This window comes from Nocardia sp. NPDC050175, from assembly GCF_044459885.1.
Taxonomy (GTDB): Bacteria; Actinomycetota; Actinomycetes; order Mycobacteriales; family Mycobacteriaceae; genus Nocardia.
The window spans coordinates 303,796-322,024 of the sequence record NZ_JBITJI010000007.1 but is presented as its reverse complement, the minus strand read 5'-3'; the positions used below and the strand labels follow the sequence as shown (position 1 = coordinate 322,024).

Genomic DNA, 18,229 nt, shown 5'->3' with positions numbered 1-18,229 from the left:
GATTCGGCTCGGCCGAATTGGGCATTTCGATAGACGAGACGAATGCTCGTATCGCGCTGAGTGCGGACCCGCCTGGTTCTGAGTGACCCCGACACGGCCGAACACTGGGCGCGAAGTATTGTCCCAATGGGACAATAAGGTGGTAAACTGAGAACATGAGCGACGATGGTGTCGATCTCGATGGCCGTCGGCTGCGCACGAGGCGCAGCCGGGAAGCGTTGTCGCGTGCGGCCTTCGACCTGCTTACCGAGCGCGGATTCGGCGCCGTGGCGGTCGAGGACATCGCGGTGCGGGCCGGGGTCACCCGGCGTACCTTCAGTCGCCATTTCACGTCCATCGCGGAGGCCGTCCTCGGCGATGTCGACCAGGACGTTCACCTGTTCAACGAGGCGCTGTGCCGCCGACCGCCGCACGAATCGCCGCTGCTCGCGTACCGCAATGCCGTCCACGATTGGTTCGAGGTCGAATACGGCGGCGAACGCGCCACGCTGCTGGCCCGGCGGTGGACGCTGTTCCAGCGTTTCGAGGACGAACCCGAGCTTTTCGCCGGATATCAGCGCATCCGCATCGAAGGTCAGCGAGAATCAGTGCGGATCATCGCCGCCCGGCTCGACGTCGACCCGGAGCTGGACCTGCGCCCCGCCACCGCGGTGGCCGCCGGCGCGGGCCTGCTCATCTCCGCGCTGCAAACCTGGGCCGCCGGCGACGATCCGAGCGCCCTACCCGACCTCATCGAGGATTATTTCGCCACACTCGTCGCACTCACCACCGAGTTCCGGACCGAGGAGTCACCGTCATGACCACAGGGTCGGTGAATATGTATCGCAGGACCTGCCGCCGCGTCGGGCTGGATCGAAACCCGATGCGCCGCAGAGAAGATCGCGTGCAGACCGTGGTCGCCGCGACGCTGGCGCTGGTGTTCCTGATAATCGTGCCGGTACTGGTGCTGGTGGTGGGCGTTCGGGTCTATCACACGGAAACCGCTGTGGTGCAAGCGAAGACGGCGCAGCTGCACCAGGTCGACGCGACGGTGATCGAGACCGGGAAGGCACCGCTGTACGCGCCGATCATGCCGACCAAGGTGCAGTGGAAGGATGCCGACGGCGTCGCGCACATCGAGGACTATCAATCCACCACGGTCGTGCAACCCGGTCAGGCCGTGACCATTTGGCTCAACGGTGCCGACAAGATCGTCGAGCCGCCGTCGGGCACCCAGGCGCTCAGCAAGGCGGTGCTGCTCACCTCCGGCGCCCTGTTCGGCGTGCTGCTCGCGGTGGTGGCCTGCTACTTCGCGCTGCGCCGCAGCCTCGACCGCAAGCGCCTGCGGATGTGGGAAATGGAATGGGCCACCGCGGATCTGCGCTGGGGCAGCCACAGCTGAAGGAGAGTGCGACGCGCCCGCCGGCGAGGGTAGGGTTCAGGTCCGGCGGGCACGTCGCGTGCCAGGGTCGCGGCGAACGACGGCCGGGCACGGCTCGACGTTAGGGTATCCAGCCCGAAACCGTTGGGCAAGAACATGATCACCGGACACGCCACGATCTGAGCCCCGGTTGCGTTGTGACCCAACACAACCGGTCGCGCGATTACACCGGCAGCAGGCTGTGCTTGCGCGGATTCGGCTTGGCGATGTCCTTCTCGCGCAGCAACCGCAGCGCCTTACGGATCTCCAGCCGCGTCTGAGCGGGCTCGATGACCGCGTCGATGTAGCCGCGTTCGGCGGCGATCCACGGGGTCGCCATGGTGGCGTTGTAGAAATCGATCATCTGCTGCCGCACCGCGGCGCGCTGATCGACCGGGGCCGCCTCGAGCTGTTTGCGGCCGACGATGCCGACCATGCTCTCGGCGCCCATCACCGCGATGCGGGCGGTCGGCCAGGCCAGGCTGATGTCGGCGCCGAGCTGCTTGCAGCCCATCACCGCGTAGCCGCCGCCATAGGCCTTGCGGGTCACGATGGTCACCATCGGCACGGTCGCCTCGATCACCGCGCGGAAGAAACGCCCGCCGCGCTTGATGACGCCGTTGCGTTCTTCCTCGATACCCGGCAGCACGCCCGGGGTATCGACCACGAAGATGATGGGCAGGCCGTAGGCGTCGCAGAGCCGGATGAAGTGCGTCGCCTTGTCCGAGGCCTGTGCGTCCAGCGCGCCTCCGAGCGCCTGCGGCTGATTGGCGACGACGCCGACGCTGCGGCCGTCGACCCTGGCGAAGCCGGTGATCAGATTCTGCGCGGTGCCCGCGCCCATCTCGTGGAAGTCGCCGTCGTCGAAGATCCGGAGCAGGATCTCGTGCATGTCGTAGCCGACCTTGTCGGAATCCGGGATGATCGAATTCAGTTCCAGGTCATGGCTGGTCAGCTCCGGCTCCAGGCCGGGATTCACCACCGGCGGCTGCTCCAGGCAGCTAGAGGGCAAATAGCTCAGGTAGTTGCGCACCCAGTCGAAGGCGGCCTGCTCGTCGGGCGCGACATGGTGGACCGTGCCATTGCGGGTGAGTGCGGCGGCGCCGCCGAGCTCTTCCGCGCTCACGTCGGCGCCGGTCACCTCCCTGGTGACCTCCGGTCCGGTGACGAACATGTACGACTTCTCGGTGGCGACCAGTACGTCCATGTTGACCGGCCCGTACACCGAACCGGCCGCGCACTTGCCGAGCATCACGGCCACCTGCGGCACGTAGCCGGACATGTCGCCCTGGCGGCGGCACATCAGCGCGTACCAGGCCAGCGAGGTCACCGCGTCTTGGATGCGGGCGCCGCCGGAGTCGTTGATCGCCACCACCGGGCAGGCATTCTCGTACGCGAACTCCATGGCGGCGGCGACCTTGCGGCCGAACATTTCGCCGACCGAGCCGCCGTGCACGGTCTGGTCGTGCGCGATCACCACGACGGGCCGGTTGTCGATGCGGCCGCGGCCGGTGACCACGCCGTCGCCGTACATGGCGCCGGGTTGGGCCGACTGACGCATCAGCGCGCCGATCTCGACGAAGCTGCCTGGATCGAGTAGCGCGCGCACGCGTTCCCGCGCGCTCGGGATGCCTTTTTTCTTGCGCTTCGCGATGCCGACCTCGCCGGCGGGTTCCTCAGCAAGCTCCAGGATCCCCCGCAGCTCTTCCAGCTTCTCTCGCGTACCGGTCATGTGGTGTGCCATTGCCCTTCGAAAACTCTGCAGCGTCGCCGTATGTGGGGGCGCAGCGCTCGATGTTAACCGTGGTGAGAGCTACTGCACAGTTGTTCGTCACATCTCATGGGAGAGCTCACGGGTTCGGCCGGGGCGCTCATTGTCGATGTGACAGCCCGCGCTGCCAGTGAAGGAGCGCGGTGTTTGTGCAACTTACCAGTCGGCGGGCGACGCGCCGAGGACAGCTCCCGAGGATCGCCGAGGTGTCTATTCGGCGGCGGGCAGGTGGCGTTAAGGTGACGTCGACGCAGCGCCGGAATGCGCGGTCGGCGCTGCGTCACAAATAATTTGGCGGGTCCGGGGGTCGCGCCGAAGTGAAAATCAATCTGCGCCGAATGCGCCTTTTCCGTCGGAATATTTCTCGTATGGGACGGTTGACGCAGCGAAAATCACTCCGAGGCTTGTGATTTCGCCCAATCGATGACGTGATCACTGATGACTTACCCGATTTCGTGATCGTATCCCGATTCGATCACGATTCGGCGCTAGCCTTTGGCAGTCATGACGGCAATGCGGATGAGTTCGAGTTCCGAGAGTCTGGCGTCGAAACTTCTCGACTACCTGGCGCCACGGGCGGGTAGCGCGCCACCCGGTGACGTCGCGGCCATCACCAGGGATTGCGTTGCGGCGGCCGTCGAGTTGCTGGCACCGCGCAAGCGTTCCCGAGTAGCCGAGCCACCGGAAATCGCCGGGGCCGCAACGCGTTGGGCGCGCGAGGGTGTGTCGCTGGAAACCGTGCTCGCCGCCTATCATGACGAAATTCGCTCCGGCCTGGAATTCGTCGCGGCACATACCGAAGGCGACGACGTGGTCGCCGGGGCACAGTTGATCTTGCGGGTGCTGGAAATGGTGACGGTCACGTCGTCGACCGCTTATGTCGACGAACATCGCCTGGTGGCAAGGGAACACCAGACCGCGGCGCAGACCCTGGTGTCCGCGCTGCTCGGTGGCCATGCGGTCGGCGAACTGGTGAGCGAGACCGGGATCGCCGTGGCGCCGGCGTATCAGGTGGTGGCGCTCAGCATTCCGGCCCATCCCGACGAGCGAAGACCGGGTGCGGGCGCGGCGGCGGCCCGGCGCAAGCTGCGCCGGGTGCAGGCCGCGCTGGCCGATCCGCTCGGCTCCCGCGCGTTATCGCTGCTGTCCGCGGCGGGGGGCACCGTGCTCGTACCGTCCGACGTGCGGCCCGTGCGCATCGGCGCGCCCGCGATGACCGCCGACGTGCTCGCCATGCTGACCGAGGCCGCCGAGGTACCGCTGACCGCCGTGCTGGCCACCGGCACCACCGCGCGGATCCCGGAACTCGCCGCCCGCACCCACGACCTGCTCGACCGCATCCGTGCTGCGGGCAGGCCGCCGGGTCTCTATCGGGTGGCGGACCCGCAGGAGACGACCGATTGTGATCCGGCTCAGCAGGTCAAGATTCCCGCCGTTACGTCGACCGATGATCGCGAAATCGAACGTTCTGCGTGAACGGCGAAATGATCGAAAAATGAGGTGAGACAAGAACAGTCGCTGATCAACGGTACGTAGATTGACGCAAATGTCATTGAATCGCGGGCGGTCGACGGCCGTCGCAGCCGGCCGGGTGTCGAATTCGCCGCGCTGCCCGCGCCGAGCATAAGGAGCACGTGTGACCACTGCGCTGACCGATCGCGATATTCTCCGCGAGCTCGAACCCGTCGCCGAACGTTTGCTCAACGACCACCTGCGCAAAGCTAGGGACTGGAATCCGCACGACTATGTGCCGTGGGACGACGGCCGCAATTTCGCCGCCATGGGCGGAATGGATTGGGAGCCCGGTCAATCGAAGCTGACCGAGGTGGCCAGGACCGCGATGGTGACGAACCTGCTCACCGAGGACAATCTGCCGTCCTATCACCGGGAGATCTCGGATTCGTTCTCCCTGGACGGCGTGTGGGGTACCTGGGTCGGGCGCTGGACCGCCGAGGAGAACCGCCACGCCATCGTCATGCGCGACTATTTGGTGGTGACCCGCGCGGTGGATCCGGTACTGCTGGAACAGGCCAGGATGGCGCAGATGACCACGGGTGTCGCGAAACCGGTGCCGGGGCCACAGTTTCTGCGTTCGGTCAGTTATGTGACGCTGCAGGAATTGGCTACCAGAATCAGTCATCGGAACACCGGAACCGCGTGCGACGAACCCATCGCCGAGCGTATGCTCCAACGGATCGCCGCCGACGAGAACCTGCACATGATCTTTTATCGCAACCTCAGTGCCGCCGCTCTGGACCTGATGCCGAACGAGATGCTGCGTGCCATCACCGACATCGTCACGCGCTTCCAGATGCCGGGTCTCACCCAGCCGAACTTCCGCCGCAACGCGGTCGTGCTCGCCAAACACGGCATCTACGACCTACGCCAGCACCTCGATGTGGTGGTCCGGCCGGTGCTGCGAGCGTGGCATGTGTTCGAGCGCACCGACCTATCCGGCGACGGCGAGCGTGCCCGCGAAGAGCTCAGCGCCTACCTCGACGAATTGGCCGAGAAGGCAACCAGATTCGAGGATCAACGGGAACGGGTGGCGGCCAGGCAGGCAGCACGAGCCGCCGCAGCGCAATGAGACTCCGGGGCTCGATCACCGTGGCGGCGATGACTGTGATCGCCGCGACGGTCGCTGTGCCCGCGGCGGCGGACCCTCCCGGCGTGCCGACCGGGTCGCCGCCCGCCGTCGACCCGGCGATGACCCGGACCGGGCTGATCTCGATCGAGAGCGCGGGCCCGCACCGCGATCACCTGCGGATCGCCTCGGCGGCCATGCGGCGGATCATCGAGGTCGACGTGCTGCGCGGCACCGGTTCGGGCCCACGCCCGACGCTGTATCTGCTCGACGGTGTCGACGGCGAAACCACCTCGGGCTGGCTCAGCAAGGGCGGCGCGGCGGAGTTCTTCGCCGACAAGCCGGTGGACGTGGTACTGACCAGCGGCGGCACCGGCAGCATGTACAGCGACTGGGACCGCCACGACGCCACCCTCGGCCTCAACCGCTGGGAAACCTTCCTCACCGAAGAACTCCCGCCGATCGTCGAATCGCTCCTGAAGTCCAGCGGCCGCCGCGCCATCGCCGGCGTCTCGATGGGCGCGCAGGCGGCAATGATGCTGGCCCAACGACATCCCGGGCGCTATCGCGCGGTGGCAGGCATGAGCGGGTGCTATTCCACCGCCGACCCGCTCGGCCACGCCGTCACCACGATCACCGTCGCCTCGCGCGGCGGCAACGTCGAGAACCTCTGGGGCCCACCGACTTCACCCGAATGGGCAGAGCACGACAGCCTGCTCGGCGCGGAGGCGCTGCGCGGCACCGCCATCTACCTCTCTGCCGCCACCGGCGTGCCGACCGGCACCGACCTGGTAGCCATCGCGCAGTCACCGACGGTCGTCGAAGCGCTGCGCCTGGCCGGCGGCGGTGCCGCACTGGAGGCAGGCGCCCGCGCGTGCACCGAACGTTTCGCCGGACGACTGAACGACCTGAACATCCCCGCCACCGTCGAATACGACGCCGCAGGCATGCACTCCTGGCCAGACTTCGAGGCAGAACTACCGCGAGCCTGGTCAGTACTGGCGAAGGCACTAGAACTGCCATCACCGAAGTGACCCCCGATGTCCGCCACCCACCGCGCTACCGAGATCTGCCCGGCGAACGGCAAAGAAGCCCCTCCCGCGCAAGAGTTATGCAGCCGCGCACGAAGTTGCTAGCAATACCGTGCGCGGCCGCACAATTCATGCGCGGCAACCATCGCCGGATCACCCGAGGGGCATGGTGGCGGGAAGGTGCGAGGCGGGTTCAAAGGGGTCGCCAGCATGTTTCGTTGATCATGAGCGGGACCGCTGTTGGCAAGATCGGCGCTCTCTGGCGGGTGCCGATCTTGGTGGTGGGGGGGGGAGTGATTGGGGCCGCATCGTGGAATCTCGGCGGGGGTGTTGCGTTGATACAAATATGACCTCGGCACTTTCCTCCGTTCGGTTCTCCATCCTGGACCGCTCCCGCGTTCGGCGTGGGCAGAGTCATCCCTCGGCGCTGCGGGAGACGGTCGAGTTCGCGCGGCTGGCCGAGGAGTGGGGGTATCACCGGTTCTGGGTGTCCGAGCATCACAGTGTGCCTGGTGTGGCGGGGTCGGCGCCGACGGTGCTGGCTGCGGCCGCTGCTGCGGCGACCGAGCGGATCCGGATCGGGACCGGCGGGGTGATGTTGCCGAATCATCAGCCGCTGATCGTCGCCGAACAGTTCGGCGTGCTGGAATCGCTGTATCCGGGGCGCATCGACATGGGGCTCGGCAGGTCGGTCGGCTTCACCGACGGGGTGCGTCGCGCGCTCGGTCACGACAAGCGTGACGCGGAGGACTTCGACGCCCAGCTGACCGAACTGCTCGACTACTTCGACCACGGCCGCAACGGTGTGCACGGCTGGCCGGCCGAGGGCCTGCGGGTTCCGGCGTTTCTGCTGGCGACCGGGTCGGGTGCGGAGCGGGCCGCGCGGTTCGGGCTGCCGCTGGTCATCGCGGCGGTGGGCGGGCAGGACCGGATGGTCGAGGCGATCGAGCGCTACCGTGCCGGGTTCACCGCCACCGCGTGGGGTGCTGAGCCGTACGTAGTGGTGTCGGGATCGGTCGTGATCGCCGATACCACCGAGGCGGCGCACCGGCTGCTGTTGCCGGAGGCATGGTCGAACGCGTATTCGCGGACTCGCGGCGAATTCCCGACGCTGATCCCGCCTGCGGAGATCGAGGCGCTGACCATGACCGAACGGGAGCGGCGGATCTTCGAGGAGTCGTTGTTCGGTCACGTGCACGGGACCGAGGACGAGGTCGCCGATCAGCTGGAGCGATTGGTCACCAGCACCGGTGCCGACGAAATACTGGTGCACACGAGCACTTACGATCGCGCGGCGCGGCTGGAGTCACATCGTCGGCTCGCGCGATTGACCGGGCTGCTCGGCACTGCGGAGGCCAGTCGTTCAGTCATCGGCCAGTGACAGGTCAATCGGTAAGGGAGAAGCGGATTTCCGCTGCGGCGTAGCCGAAGAGCCTGCGTCCGTCCGATCGTGCGTCGATCGCGATGGTGGCGCGGCGACGGCGCGGATCGAGCGAGGTCACCCGGCCGGTGAACTCGATCGCGCTCGTCGCGAGCGGCGGGATCCGCAGGTAATGGGTGTAATGCGCGAACTGCGCGCGAAACCTGGTGACCGCGGCTGGATCACCGAGCCAGGAGCTCAGAAATGCTGTTGCCATACCGAGTTTCAGCATTCCGGGCGCGACCGCCGACGGCAATCCGCTCATCGCACTGGCGTCGGTGCACACGACGGGATCGATGTCGCCCAGCACAGCGGCGTAATTCATCAGGTCACCGTGGGATAGTCGCACGGTGCGAATCGGCAGCGCGGTGCCGACCGTGAGCACATCGAAATCGACAGTGGTGCAAGGCATCCGGCTCTCACAGGGTGGGACAGCTGGGTCCCTGACTGTGTGCGCAGCGCGCGGCTGAACGGGGGAGTAGCCCCGGAGCGTGACGGTGCGGACGGTTTCGGCCAGCCGCGGATCGGCGCGGCTCGTCCTGGCGAGCAGGGCGGTCGAACCGGTCTGGACCGTCGCGCCGTGCTGATCGATGAGCACGCTCTTGATCGCCAGTACGTCGTAATCGGCGAAATTGCGGACGGATTCGACATAGATATCGCAGGTCAGCCGGTCGTCCGCGAGCAATGGCCGACCGATGTCGAGCACTTGATCGGCGTGCAGAATCCGGGTGGACCGATAGCCGGTGCACACGGTGTCCAGAATTTCGCGCTGCACCTGGTTCAGGATGATCGAGGAGAACGTGGCCGGTGCGACTAGCCCGGCGAAACCGAGATCGGCGGCCGCCCCCTCGCTCCAATGCGCCGGGTGATAATCCTGGACGGCGCGGGCGAATTCGCGAATCTTCTCCCGAGCTATCGTATAGGGCGTCGTAGAACGATATCGACCGTCGACCAGTGCCCTGACCTGATCGGACGGATTCACCGAAATGTCGCGCATAATTACTCCTTTCGCAAACCGGGCCAGAATTGCCAAGTGAGCTGAGGTCTAGTGGGAGACACGTGCCGTTGTGCACCGCCCGAAAACCCGGCGATCGCACTGTGACTATTCCTCACCGAGTTGTTTCCCGGGCCTGGACTGTGCCGTTTAACTAACCGCGACAGCGGCTTTGGTGAGCTGTCCAGTAACCGCGTCGACCGGGAGGTAATCGAGCCGCTCGGTTTTAGCGTTGGCGCAGTTTCAGTGCCGGTTACCGGCATACCTCGGCACTGTCACTCGAATTCTGTGCTCGACGTAGGAAGGCATGCAATGAAACGAAGTACCTCCGGTCGACCGTCGCTCGCGGCGGCGGTGCTGCTGGGCGTCTCGGTGCTGGTCATGGGCATCGCCGGGCCCGGCGCGAACGCCGACCCCGCGCCGACCGAGCAGTCACTGGCCGACTACATCGCGGCGGGACGCACGGCGGCACCGGTCGCCGATTCCGGCAGCGCGTCCGGCTCGGCCTGCAATTCCGGCAGCGGCGCCGGATCGGGCAACGGCTCCGGCAACTGCTACGGCGGTTCCGGCAGCAGCTCCGGGCTGTCCGGCGGATACGCCAGCGACACAGTCGGTTACGGCCCGCCGATGACCTCCTGGCTGGCCGCCTTCGGTTACGGCCTGCTGAATCCGGATGCCGCACCGCCCGGCGCCAACGATTGGCACTGCAAGCCGACCGCCGCGCATCCACGCCCGGTCGTGCTGCTGCACGGCACCTGGATGAACGCCTACAACGGCTACGCGTACATGGGTCAGCCGATCAAGGACGCGGGCTTCTGCACCTTCACCTTCAACTACGGCCGGTCCAACCTGATCCAGGGTGGCGGCCTCGGCTCGGTGCTGCCCGGTGTGATGGGCACCGGTTACATCCAGGACTCCGCGGCGCAACTGGCCACCTTCGTCGACCGGGTGCTCGCCGCCACCGGTTCCGCGGAGGTCGACATCGTGGCGCACTCGCAGGGTGGCGCGATGGCGAACTGGTACACCAAGTTCAACGGTGGCGCGGAGAAGGTGAAGAGCCTGGTCACCTTCGGTGCCACGAATCACGGCACGTCGCTGGACGGCATCGGCGCGCTGGGCCGGGCGATCAACAACTTCGGCATCGACATCCTCGGTTTCATCGAGATATTCGTCGGCCACGCCGGTATTCAGCAGACCATCGGCTCCGATTTCGTCAACAAGCTGAATGCCAACGGCGACACCGTTCCCGGCGTCGATTACACGATTGTCGGCACCCGCTATGACGAAGTCACCAATCCCTACGACCTGACTTTCCTGAGGCCGGGACCTGGCGCGTCGGTGCAGAACATCACTCTGCAGGACGGCTGCGAACAAGATGTTTCGGACCATTTGACAATGATGTACTCGCCTCGGGCCCTGTCCATCGCGCTGCGCGCCCTTGACCCGGCCGGCCACCCGAACCTGGACTGCACATTCAACCCGTGGGTGATCGGCGGTGGTGGCGGGCTGTAGCACCCGAAGAGCACGTGCATCTCGGTAAGCAGGCGAAACCCTAACTCCCCAAGCCTGTTTCAGCAGATGCACCGTCACGCTACCAGCGTGCGCAGCACGGCACCTCAACCCCGCCCGCTGTGCTGCGCACCCGGTCCGAGCCGTGGCGACAGTGCCCATCGAGCGGCGACCGCACGCGCCGCCCGGTGGGCACTGTGCTTTTCATCGAATCTGTAAGAGGTTTACCGAATCTGGATGAAATTTACGAGCCATTGGTGACGTGGTTATATCCGCTCCATGATTCGCTGTTTGCCTGTAGGTCGCACCGTCCGGCACGAGTTTGTGCAGCGGAAAAGCTTCACCTCCCGAGTGCTGCGCGCGACGCAGGAAGGCGTACCCATGAAACGAAGGACCTCCAGCCGATCATCGATCGCGGCGGTACTGGTCGGCGTGACCGCGCTGGTCCTCGGCGTCGCGGGCACGGGCGCGAACGCCGCACCGCCGGACGAGTCGATCGAACAGCTCATCGCCGACCGTATCGGGCGCGGTGCCGCGGTCGCCGATTACGGTTTCAGCGCGGGCCTCTCCGGTGGATTCGCCAGTGACACAGCGGGTTCCGGCCCGGTGCTGCCCGCGTGGCTGGCCGCCTTCGGCTACGGCCTGCTGAACCCGGACGCCGCGCCGCCCGGCGCCAACGACTGGAACTGCAAGCCGACCGCCGAACATCGGCGCCCGGTGGTGCTGCTGCACGGCACCTGGATGAACGCCTACAACAGCTTCGCGTTCATGAGTCAGCCGATCAAGGACGCGGGCTTCTGCACCTTCGCGTTCAACTACGGTCGGTCCAACCCGGTGCAGGGCGGCGGCATCCCGCCGGTGCTGCCCGGCGTGATGGGTACCGGCAATATCGAGGACTCGGCCAAGCAGCTCGGCACCTTCGTCGACCGGGTGCTCGCGGCCACCGGCGCACCCGCCGTGGACATCATCGGCTACTCGCAGGGCGGCGCGATGGCGAACTGGTACACCAAGTTCGAGGGCGGCGCGGACAAGGTGCAGCACCTGATCACCTTCGGCGCGACGCATCACGGCTCCACCATTGACGGCATCGCCGCATTGGGCAGGGCCATCAACAACATCGGTGTCGACGTGGTCGGCGCAAGCTCGATCGTCGTCGGGCACGCCGTGGCCGAACAAACCATCGGCTCGGACTTCGTCAATCAACTGAATGCCAACGGCGACACCATTCCCGGCATCGACTACACGGTCGTCGGCACCCGCTACGACGAGATCATGACCCCCTACAACCTGACCTTCCTCCGGCCGACCCGCGGCGCCTCCGTCCAGAACATCACCCTCCAGGACGGCTGCGAAACAGATCTGTCCGACCATCAAACCCTGATGTACTCGCCCCGCGCCCTGTCCATCGCGCTGCGCGCGCTCGACCCCGCAGGCCACCCGAACCTGGCCTGCACCTTCAACCCGTGGCTGATCGGCGGTGGCGGGCATCTCTGACGCTCCGCAAGCGTCCGCGCTGTCAGCGCGGTTCGAGTTGTGGATCGATCTCCCGGAACCACTGCTCGGCAGACGCTTTGTCCTTGAAGCCGGGGACCTCGATCACGGTCGCGATGGTGGTCTGCATCCACCGGAGCACCCACGATCCGGTCGAATCCTGCTCCGCGACATAGCGTCCCAGTGCAGCGCCGGTCGCGGGCCAAGAATTCGGATAGGTCGAAGCGACGTCGCGAGCAGCGTCGTTGTCGGTGTACTTGACGGCCGTCAGTGGCTTGCCATCACCTGTGGCGCAGGTGAATGCGGCGATCGCGGCATGCGGCACGCTGACCCGCCTGCAGCTGCCGGGGTCGGTGATCGCGTGCGGTAAGTCGATGCCGATGGTGCGGTTCGGTGTCGATTCGACTGTCGAATTCGGCGGCGGCGCAACTGGTTCGGCGGGCTCGGCGGGTGTCGTATGCATGAGCAGCGCGACGGTCGCGGACAGGGCGGTCAGACCGCCGACCACCGCCCCGGCGATCGGCAGTAGCGTCGACCACTCCAACGGTTTCATGAGTCCCACCTTTCGCTGTACCGGCCGTCGGCGGTGTCGGTGGCCCAGACCGTGACGTCGGCCGGTCGGAGCACCCGGTGCTGTTGATCCTGCCAACCGATGCGTGGCGTCTTCGCGACCCGGCCGATCGCGCTGACGCGATCGGTCGGCACCGTCCCGACCTGCACATGTCGGTTGGGATCGACGGGCTCGTCTTCGACCGGTTGGAAGTACGAAACCCCGACGCTGTCGAGTTCACGCCAGATGTGCAAGCGGGCCTCTCGGATACCCTGGCTCAGGTCGTAGGCGCGGATCAGCCCGTCGATCAGGCCGGCTTTTTCACTACGCAGGCGCGCGACGAGTTCCTCCTGTTGCCGGAGCGCGGTGGACTCGACAGCAGGCAGCGGTCGATACGGTTCGTCGTTCGAATCCCATTGCTGTTCCCGGCGTTCCAGTACGCGCAGGCAATAGCCGAGTGCTATGCAGCCGACCGCGATCAGCAACGCCATCGCGAGCCGGAAGAAGATTTCGGCCATTACGCCCGCCCCCGGTCGAGGCGAAGGAGCAGCGCGCCGAACGGCGTGGTCAGTTCCATACGCCCGCCCCGCTCAAGATCCAGCGCGCGGGATCGAGACACCGAAACGGTGATATCCCGCCCTCGTGCACCTGCTCGCCCGATGGCAATGCACCGAGCGCCGACACGGCGAAGAATCGCGCGGGCAGCCGGGCGCCGGTGTGTGGTGTGTCGACGGCATCAATGATCGATTTCGCGCCGAGTTTCACCAGCAGACTCCGGACTTCGGCGTCGACGAGCTCGCCGTCGTCATTGTCGTACGGCCCGCGGATCAGGCTCGGGTCACGGGAGAATCCCGCGCCTGGATTGCCCATGATGGAGCTCCAATCGGTACCTACCACATTCTTCAACTCGTGCATCGCGTCGAATTTCGACAACACCACCGCCAGTTTCGGGTCGCGCCGGCCGATCATCGAGAGCACCGTCTGCAGCACGGTGATCGGCGCCACTTCCTGGGCCTCCTGGGCTGGAATAAGGTCTCGAAGCTGACCGGCGATGCTCGGCACCTTGAGCGGATCGAACATGTAGACGACGCCGTCCGCGTTGCCGAAGAATTCGGTCCAGGTCTGGCCGATGTTGCGCTGATTCTGCAGGTCCTCGCCCGCGACGTCGCGAATGACGAGGTACTGCTTTCTGTCGTTCCAGTGCCCGAGACGAAAGACCAGCGGATCACGCTGAAAGGGGGCGGCAGTGTCGATACTGGCGGTCGGCGGCAACATCTTTCGCTGCAGATACAGGGTTTGCTCGTAGTGCTGGTGATAGATGTCGGCCGTACGTTGGTCGTTCGGCTCGACCACGCAGCCGATCCGTTCGCCCAGCAGCTGCAGCGTCTTGATCAGCACGGCGACATAGACGGTCTTGCCGGTATCCCGCGCGCCTGCCATGGCGATACAGGTTGTTCGGCTGTCGCGCCAGCCGTCGGGTATCCGGTAATGGCAGGACGGGCACACCTCCACCACCTGCGACCCGACCTGAGCCGCGGCCGCGGCGCGGGACGGAATCAGCACCGCGTTGTTCCGCTCCCTTTTCAACTCGGACGCCACCATGCGGCGCGACTCGACGGGTGTCCGGTAGTAGCTCGACGCGACCGGGTCGGTTTCGGCGTTACCGCTGGTTGCCATCCAGGTGATGCGTTCCGGGGTGAGTGCGTTGAAACACAATGGGCATCGGATCACCGCTCCATCTCCTTGTCTTCGGTGGTGAGTGCGGCGAGTAACCCGCGGACGACGGTCCGTAGCACCGGCTCGTGGCTGTCGGCGTCGGGCAAATTCCTCAGGTCGCCGGGATCGATCGGGGTGTACCCGGTCGCCCGGGGCGCGGGTGTGCCGTGCGTGAGGACGAGATGGCGTAGACCTCGCCCCGCGCCCCTGTCGAGCGGTGGGGTATCGGTGATCACCAGAACCACGTGATGCTGGTTGTGCGGCAACAGATCTAATGTCGTCAAGCCGATGCCCGTACCCATGTCACGCAGCATCGCCTCGATCCGTTCGGCGAGCTCGCCGATCGGGTGCACGTCGACGGGAAGCGTTGTCGGTCCGAGGATGTCGACGCTGCGCAGGTCGCAGGAGGCGGCCTCGGCCACGCCGGTGACCAGCTCGGTGAGCACCGCGATGGAGCCGTCGCTGATCCTCGGCATCATGGATGCGGTCGTGTCGATCGCGAGACTGACGTCGGTCGCCGAAATACGCGGCGCCTGCTCGGAACCGAGTAGCTCGTGCGCCGCGCTGCAGGCCGCGCGGGCAAGCGGGCCGAGCTCGTCGGGCAGCCGCACACTGACCTCGATCTGGTTTCCGGCAGGCCGCAGCCGCGCCAGTTCCGCTCGATACAGCCCGCTCACGTCCTGCTGGACCACCTCGACTCGGAGCGAATCCGCGTTGCTTGCGCCACCGTCCACCTCGAGGAAGAGCGTCACGGCGGTGCCGTCGCGAAACACCGCGGCGCCGTCGCTCGGGAAAGCCGTGACGGTACTGGGTGATTCGATGTCCGAGACGACGATATGACCCTGATGGACCCGAGCCGCCCACGTCTCGGATCGGTCCGTGCGTTCGACGCTGATCCGGACTCGGCCGCCGGTGCCCTCGGACCGAACCTGTAATTCGCTGTGCGGCAACAGGATCCGATTGCCCTGATCGAGGAAGTAGGTGGTCATTGTCGAACCCCGCTCCGGCAGTTGGCCTTGTGCCACATTCGGGTGAAATGCTCGAAGTCGTGGATCAGGGGGCCCGGCTCGGTGATCCGGGCCCGCAGCTCCCGCTCGACCTCCTCGACGAGCGCTGCCTCGCTTCGCGGCGCGTCCCACAGGTGCGATTTGCGCATGGCCTGCACGGCTATCTCCTCGAAAATCGTTGTCCCGCTCGGCTCTCGCATGAGCAGCAGTGGGTCGTCCGGCGATCGCGCCGCGGACCGCGGCGCCGACGGCGCCGCGAGCACGGCGAGCACGCACACCCAGTGGGCGTCGAGGCTGGCGCGATCGATCAGGGCGAGCAAGGCATCGACGGTGGCCTGCCGGTGCTGGATCGCATAGTTCGCCAGCGCGTCCGCATGGGCCGAGTCGAGCGTCAGCGCGTGGGACGCGGTCGGCCGCTCGGCCTCCTTGGACCGCCACAGGATGTAGGCGATGGCCACATTCGTGTCGAGCGGCGCGGGTAGCCGCGGGTGTGGTCGTTGCCCGTAGTCCGCCAATATCGGCCCCAGCGTATCGATGTCGGACCGACGCAGTCCGCGCCAGTCGATCGTTGCCAGCTTGGCCCAGGTGAGAGCCAGTTCGTCGAGGACATCGTCGCTCGGCGTGCCGATGAGCGGCGTGGACCGGGGACGGCCCGATCCGGCTCGTCTTGTGATACAGCCGATCAGGGCGGTGAGCTCCGTCGACGACCGCGATTCGAGCAGTGACAGCCGGAAGAAACGCGGCGGAATCCTGTTGGGCCACTGCGCATCTACGCGCAACAGCGCATCGACCTCCCACTGCTCATCGGCGAACAGCGGCGTGATGTCGGTGGTGCGCCAACCCTGTGGCGAATCTTCCTCGTAGAGGGCGCGGGACAGGCCGATCGGCATCGCCCACGCCCAGTCGCGTCGGAGCTGCCCGTCGGCGGAGCGGTAGATCCGGAAGACCGAGTCCGATACGAGCTGGCACAGCGGCGTCTCGATCAGGTTCCGGTTGCGGCTCAGCGCATCGAATCCGATGCTGCCGGAACCGATCAGCCACTGCGCGACCGCCCCGGCGAAGCGCTCGCCGAGCGGGCGACCGACAACCGGTTCCGTGGGCAACACTGCGGGAAATACGAACTCCGCACGGACACGTTCGGTAATCGATCCGATCGCGGAGACGAACTCCGGACCATACGTGTGGTCGTACAGGACCGGCCGCAGCGCCCTGACCAGCACGTCACGCATGACCTCGGCGATGTCGCCGCCGAGGAGTCCGGCGTAATCGAGCAGCTCGAGCATTCTGAGCGCGGTGCGGGCCACCTGTGCGCAGTACGCCAAGTCCGCGGCGGCCACCTGCGCGCGATGCGCGAGTGCGTCGACGGCGCCGCGAACCTCGCCGCTGAGATCGGTGGGACCGTGGCCGGCCTCGGGCAGGAGACGCGATTCGTAGCTACGCTGTTCGCGCGCCAGCCACTGCGGATCTTGCAGTGCGCGCGCGACGAAGATCTGGCCGACGAAGTCTCTGGTCACCCCGCCCGGCGAGGCGCCGATGGCGGTGTCGGCCAACGCGTTCCACGCGTCCTCGGCGGTGTAGCCGAGCGCGGGTACCAGCACGCCTGCGACGGATCCGAGCAGCACCAGATCCTGGGTCAGGGACGCGGGTGAGTCGCGGTCGATGATCTGCCGCGCGGCCTCTTTGGCGTCGTGCAGTCGTGGGTTCTCGGCAACCACCATCGCCAGCGGCCAGCTCGGCGCCAGCGAGGTCTCCGGTACTCGCGCCGCGATCGCGTCGACGCGCTGCAGTGCCCGGTCCGCGGTCGCGTAGTCCACCAGCACGGTTTCGGCGAGGGCCGACCAGCCGGTGAGGGGCACGACGGTGCCGCGCTGCGTGTGATGCTCGGATCGGCCGAACTCGCCGGGCTGGACCGGTTGGGTGGCATCGATGAGGACCACCCGGTCACTGTCTTGGATGGCCGCACTGTCGGGTACCGGAACGGCGACGATATGTAAGCCGCTCGTGATCGACGAGGCGACCGAATCCGCGCGGTCGAAGGTGGTCCAGTTCAACCTCGCCGCCGTAGCGGCCGACATGAAATAGCTGACGGCGCCGATCCAGAGCGCGGCGGTGTCGGGATCGTCCACGGCGAGCACGATGCGCGGACCGCCGCGCAGGCTGTGCTCGACCGCGTCGAGCAGAACGCGCAGGACGCCGATGCGCCAGGTCTCGTGGCTGAGCAGAAATTCGAGCACTGTCGACCGGTCGATGGCTCGTCCCGGCCGCGTCCGCTCGAGCGTCGGATCCAGTTCGGCCGCGGCGACATTCGCCTGCCCGAAGGGGGTGAGCCAATCGGGTGAGCGCCACAGATCGATCGGGCGCGCGCCGTTCGCCTGGCCGATGTCTCGGTCGAACAGGATGTGCGCGAACACATTTCCCGGCCTGCCCGCGGCGTCCGCACCCGCGGGAACGGTGTGACAGTAGACGGCCGAGCGGGCGTCGGGGCTTGCATACATCAGTCGCCTCGGCAGCAGCGCGATGTCGTCGGCCGTGGGAAACGAGGGTATCGGCGTCACCGGGTCGAGCTGCGTGGACACCCAGCCGACCAGCGCGGCCTGCTCGCTGTCGGTGAGGTCCGCGGTCTGATCCTTCGGCTGCCAGCCGCTGCGTGCCGCGGCGCCGGTCACCGACGGCGCCGAATACGAGGTGTAGGTGAGCTGACTGAACCGGCCGGTGGTGGCGGGCGCGGCCTGGGCCGGATGTCGGGGAGTCGTCACG

15 protein-coding genes are annotated in these 18,229 nt (G+C 66.5%); 8 read left to right on the top strand and 7 right to left on the bottom strand.

Going from position 1 to position 18,229, the window contains the following annotated elements; genetic code table 11:
- The first annotated feature begins 155 nt into the window (after window positions 1-155).
- Together ACIBK2_RS25480 and ACIBK2_RS25475 are read left to right on the top strand one after the other, a co-directional pair.
- Entirely contained in the window at window positions 156-800 is a 645-nt protein-coding gene (locus ACIBK2_RS25480; protein ID WP_379288514.1) for a TetR family transcriptional regulator, read from the top strand.
- Window positions 797-1,381, top strand: a complete 585-nt coding sequence (locus ACIBK2_RS25475; RefSeq protein ID WP_396970465.1) for a hypothetical protein — start codon at window positions 797-799, stop codon at window positions 1,379-1,381. The genes ACIBK2_RS25480 and ACIBK2_RS25475 overlap by 4 nt, the downstream gene beginning before the upstream one ends.
- A 202-nt stretch (window positions 1,382-1,583) precedes the next feature.
- On the opposite strand, the gene ACIBK2_RS25470 is transcribed toward ACIBK2_RS25475, so the two are convergent.
- Window positions 1,584-3,131, bottom strand: a complete 1,548-nt coding sequence (locus ACIBK2_RS25470; protein WP_379288518.1) for an acyl-CoA carboxylase subunit beta — start codon at window positions 3,129-3,131, stop codon at window positions 1,584-1,586.
- A gap of 558 nt (window positions 3,132-3,689) precedes the next feature.
- Here ACIBK2_RS25470 and ACIBK2_RS25465 point away from each other — a divergent pair.
- The 4 genes from ACIBK2_RS25465 (at window position 3,690) to ACIBK2_RS25450 (ending at window position 8,166) form a co-directional block, all read left to right on the top strand.
- Window positions 3,690-4,646, top strand: a complete 957-nt coding sequence (locus ACIBK2_RS25465; RefSeq protein WP_396970462.1) for a transcriptional regulator — start codon at window positions 3,690-3,692, stop codon at window positions 4,644-4,646.
- 160 nt (window positions 4,647-4,806) lie between these two features.
- Entirely contained in the window at window positions 4,807-5,757 is a 951-nt protein-coding gene (locus tag ACIBK2_RS25460) for an acyl-ACP desaturase (protein ID WP_396970461.1), read from the top strand.
- Window positions 5,758-5,786: 29 nt separating this feature from the next.
- Window positions 5,787-6,788: an alpha/beta hydrolase gene (locus ACIBK2_RS25455; RefSeq protein ID WP_396970459.1), complete on the top strand. Its 1,002-nt coding sequence runs from the start codon at window positions 5,787-5,789 to the stop codon at window positions 6,786-6,788.
- A gap of 343 nt (window positions 6,789-7,131) precedes the next feature.
- Window positions 7,132-8,166 carry an LLM class flavin-dependent oxidoreductase gene (locus tag ACIBK2_RS25450; RefSeq protein ID WP_396970457.1) on the top strand — a complete coding sequence of 345 codons (1,035 nt, stop codon included), beginning with the start codon at window positions 7,132-7,134 and terminating at the stop codon, window positions 8,164-8,166.
- A 4-nt stretch (window positions 8,167-8,170) separates the two neighbouring features.
- Here the strand turns inward: ACIBK2_RS25450 and ACIBK2_RS25445 are convergent, their stop codons facing one another.
- On the bottom strand, window positions 8,171-9,202 hold the full coding sequence (locus tag ACIBK2_RS25445; RefSeq protein WP_396970455.1) for a fused (3R)-hydroxyacyl-ACP dehydratase subunits HadA/HadB: 1,032 nt from the start codon (window positions 9,200-9,202) through the stop codon (window positions 8,171-8,173).
- 309 nt (window positions 9,203-9,511) lie between these two features.
- Here ACIBK2_RS25445 and ACIBK2_RS25440 point away from each other — a divergent pair, with 309 nt between their 5' ends.
- Both ACIBK2_RS25440 and ACIBK2_RS25435 read left to right on the top strand, forming a co-directional pair.
- Window positions 9,512-10,711 (top strand): esterase/lipase family protein, encoded by a 1,200-nt coding sequence (locus ACIBK2_RS25440; protein ID WP_396970453.1) that lies wholly within the window; start codon window positions 9,512-9,514, stop codon window positions 10,709-10,711.
- Between the two features lie 378 nt (window positions 10,712-11,089).
- Window positions 11,090-12,202, top strand: a complete 1,113-nt coding sequence (locus ACIBK2_RS25435; RefSeq protein ID WP_396970451.1) for an alpha/beta fold hydrolase — start codon at window positions 11,090-11,092, stop codon at window positions 12,200-12,202.
- Window positions 12,203-12,224: 22 nt separating this feature from the next.
- Here ACIBK2_RS25435 and ACIBK2_RS25430 read toward each other — a convergent pair whose 3' ends face one another.
- Genes ACIBK2_RS25430 through ACIBK2_RS25410 form a run of 5 tightly spaced genes read right to left on the bottom strand, consistent with a single transcriptional unit; the run spans window position 12,225 to window position 18,228 of the window.
- Window positions 12,225-12,752 carry a hypothetical protein gene (locus ACIBK2_RS25430; protein WP_396970449.1) on the bottom strand — a complete coding sequence of 176 codons (528 nt, stop codon included), beginning with the start codon at window positions 12,750-12,752 and terminating at the stop codon, window positions 12,225-12,227.
- Window positions 12,749-13,267: a hypothetical protein gene (locus ACIBK2_RS25425; protein WP_396970447.1), complete on the bottom strand. Its 519-nt coding sequence runs from the start codon at window positions 13,265-13,267 to the stop codon at window positions 12,749-12,751. The genes ACIBK2_RS25430 and ACIBK2_RS25425 overlap by 4 nt, the downstream gene beginning before the upstream one ends.
- 49 nt (window positions 13,268-13,316) lie before the next feature.
- On the bottom strand, window positions 13,317-14,480 hold the full coding sequence (locus ACIBK2_RS25420; RefSeq protein ID WP_396970445.1) for a hypothetical protein: 1,164 nt from the start codon (window positions 14,478-14,480) through the stop codon (window positions 13,317-13,319).
- On the bottom strand, window positions 14,477-15,454 hold the full coding sequence (locus tag ACIBK2_RS25415) for a hypothetical protein (RefSeq protein WP_396970443.1): 978 nt from the start codon (window positions 15,452-15,454) through the stop codon (window positions 14,477-14,479). Before ACIBK2_RS25415 ends, ACIBK2_RS25420 begins: the two co-directional genes overlap by 4 nt.
- Window positions 15,451-18,228 carry a hypothetical protein gene (locus tag ACIBK2_RS25410; protein ID WP_396970441.1) on the bottom strand — a complete coding sequence of 926 codons (2,778 nt, stop codon included), beginning with the start codon at window positions 18,226-18,228 and terminating at the stop codon, window positions 15,451-15,453. The genes ACIBK2_RS25415 and ACIBK2_RS25410 overlap by 4 nt, the downstream gene beginning before the upstream one ends.
- Window position 18,229 lies beyond the last annotated feature (1 nt).

What these genes read in the sequence shown, in the direction of transcription:
- ACIBK2_RS25435 (WP_396970451.1), top strand. Translation starts at nt 11,090, where the DNA reads ATGAAACGAAGGACCTCCAGCCGATCATCGATCGCGGCGGTACTGGTC.
- ACIBK2_RS25480 (WP_379288514.1), top strand. Translation starts at nt 156, where the DNA reads ATGAGCGACGATGGTGTCGATCTCGATGGCCGTCGGCTGCGCACGAGG.
- ACIBK2_RS25455 (WP_396970459.1), top strand. Translation starts at nt 5,787, where the DNA reads ATGACTGTGATCGCCGCGACGGTCGCTGTGCCCGCGGCGGCGGACCCT.
- ACIBK2_RS25470 (WP_379288518.1), bottom strand. Translation starts at nt 3,131, where the DNA reads ATGACCGGTACGCGAGAGAAGCTGGAAGAGCTGCGGGGGATCCTGGAG.
- ACIBK2_RS25430 (WP_396970449.1), bottom strand. Translation starts at nt 12,752, where the DNA reads ATGAAACCGTTGGAGTGGTCGACGCTACTGCCGATCGCCGGGGCGGTG.
- ACIBK2_RS25475 (WP_396970465.1), top strand. Translation starts at nt 797, where the DNA reads ATGACCACAGGGTCGGTGAATATGTATCGCAGGACCTGCCGCCGCGTC.
- ACIBK2_RS25415 (WP_396970443.1), bottom strand. Translation starts at nt 15,454, where the DNA reads ATGACCACCTACTTCCTCGATCAGGGCAATCGGATCCTGTTGCCGCAC.
- ACIBK2_RS25445 (WP_396970455.1), bottom strand. Translation starts at nt 9,202, where the DNA reads ATGCGCGACATTTCGGTGAATCCGTCCGATCAGGTCAGGGCACTGGTC.
- ACIBK2_RS25450 (WP_396970457.1), top strand. Translation starts at nt 7,132, where the DNA reads ATGACCTCGGCACTTTCCTCCGTTCGGTTCTCCATCCTGGACCGCTCC.
- ACIBK2_RS25440 (WP_396970453.1), top strand. Translation starts at nt 9,512, where the DNA reads ATGAAACGAAGTACCTCCGGTCGACCGTCGCTCGCGGCGGCGGTGCTG.
- ACIBK2_RS25465 (WP_396970462.1), top strand. Translation starts at nt 3,690, where the DNA reads ATGAGTTCGAGTTCCGAGAGTCTGGCGTCGAAACTTCTCGACTACCTG.
- ACIBK2_RS25425 (WP_396970447.1), bottom strand. Translation starts at nt 13,267, where the DNA reads ATGGCCGAAATCTTCTTCCGGCTCGCGATGGCGTTGCTGATCGCGGTC.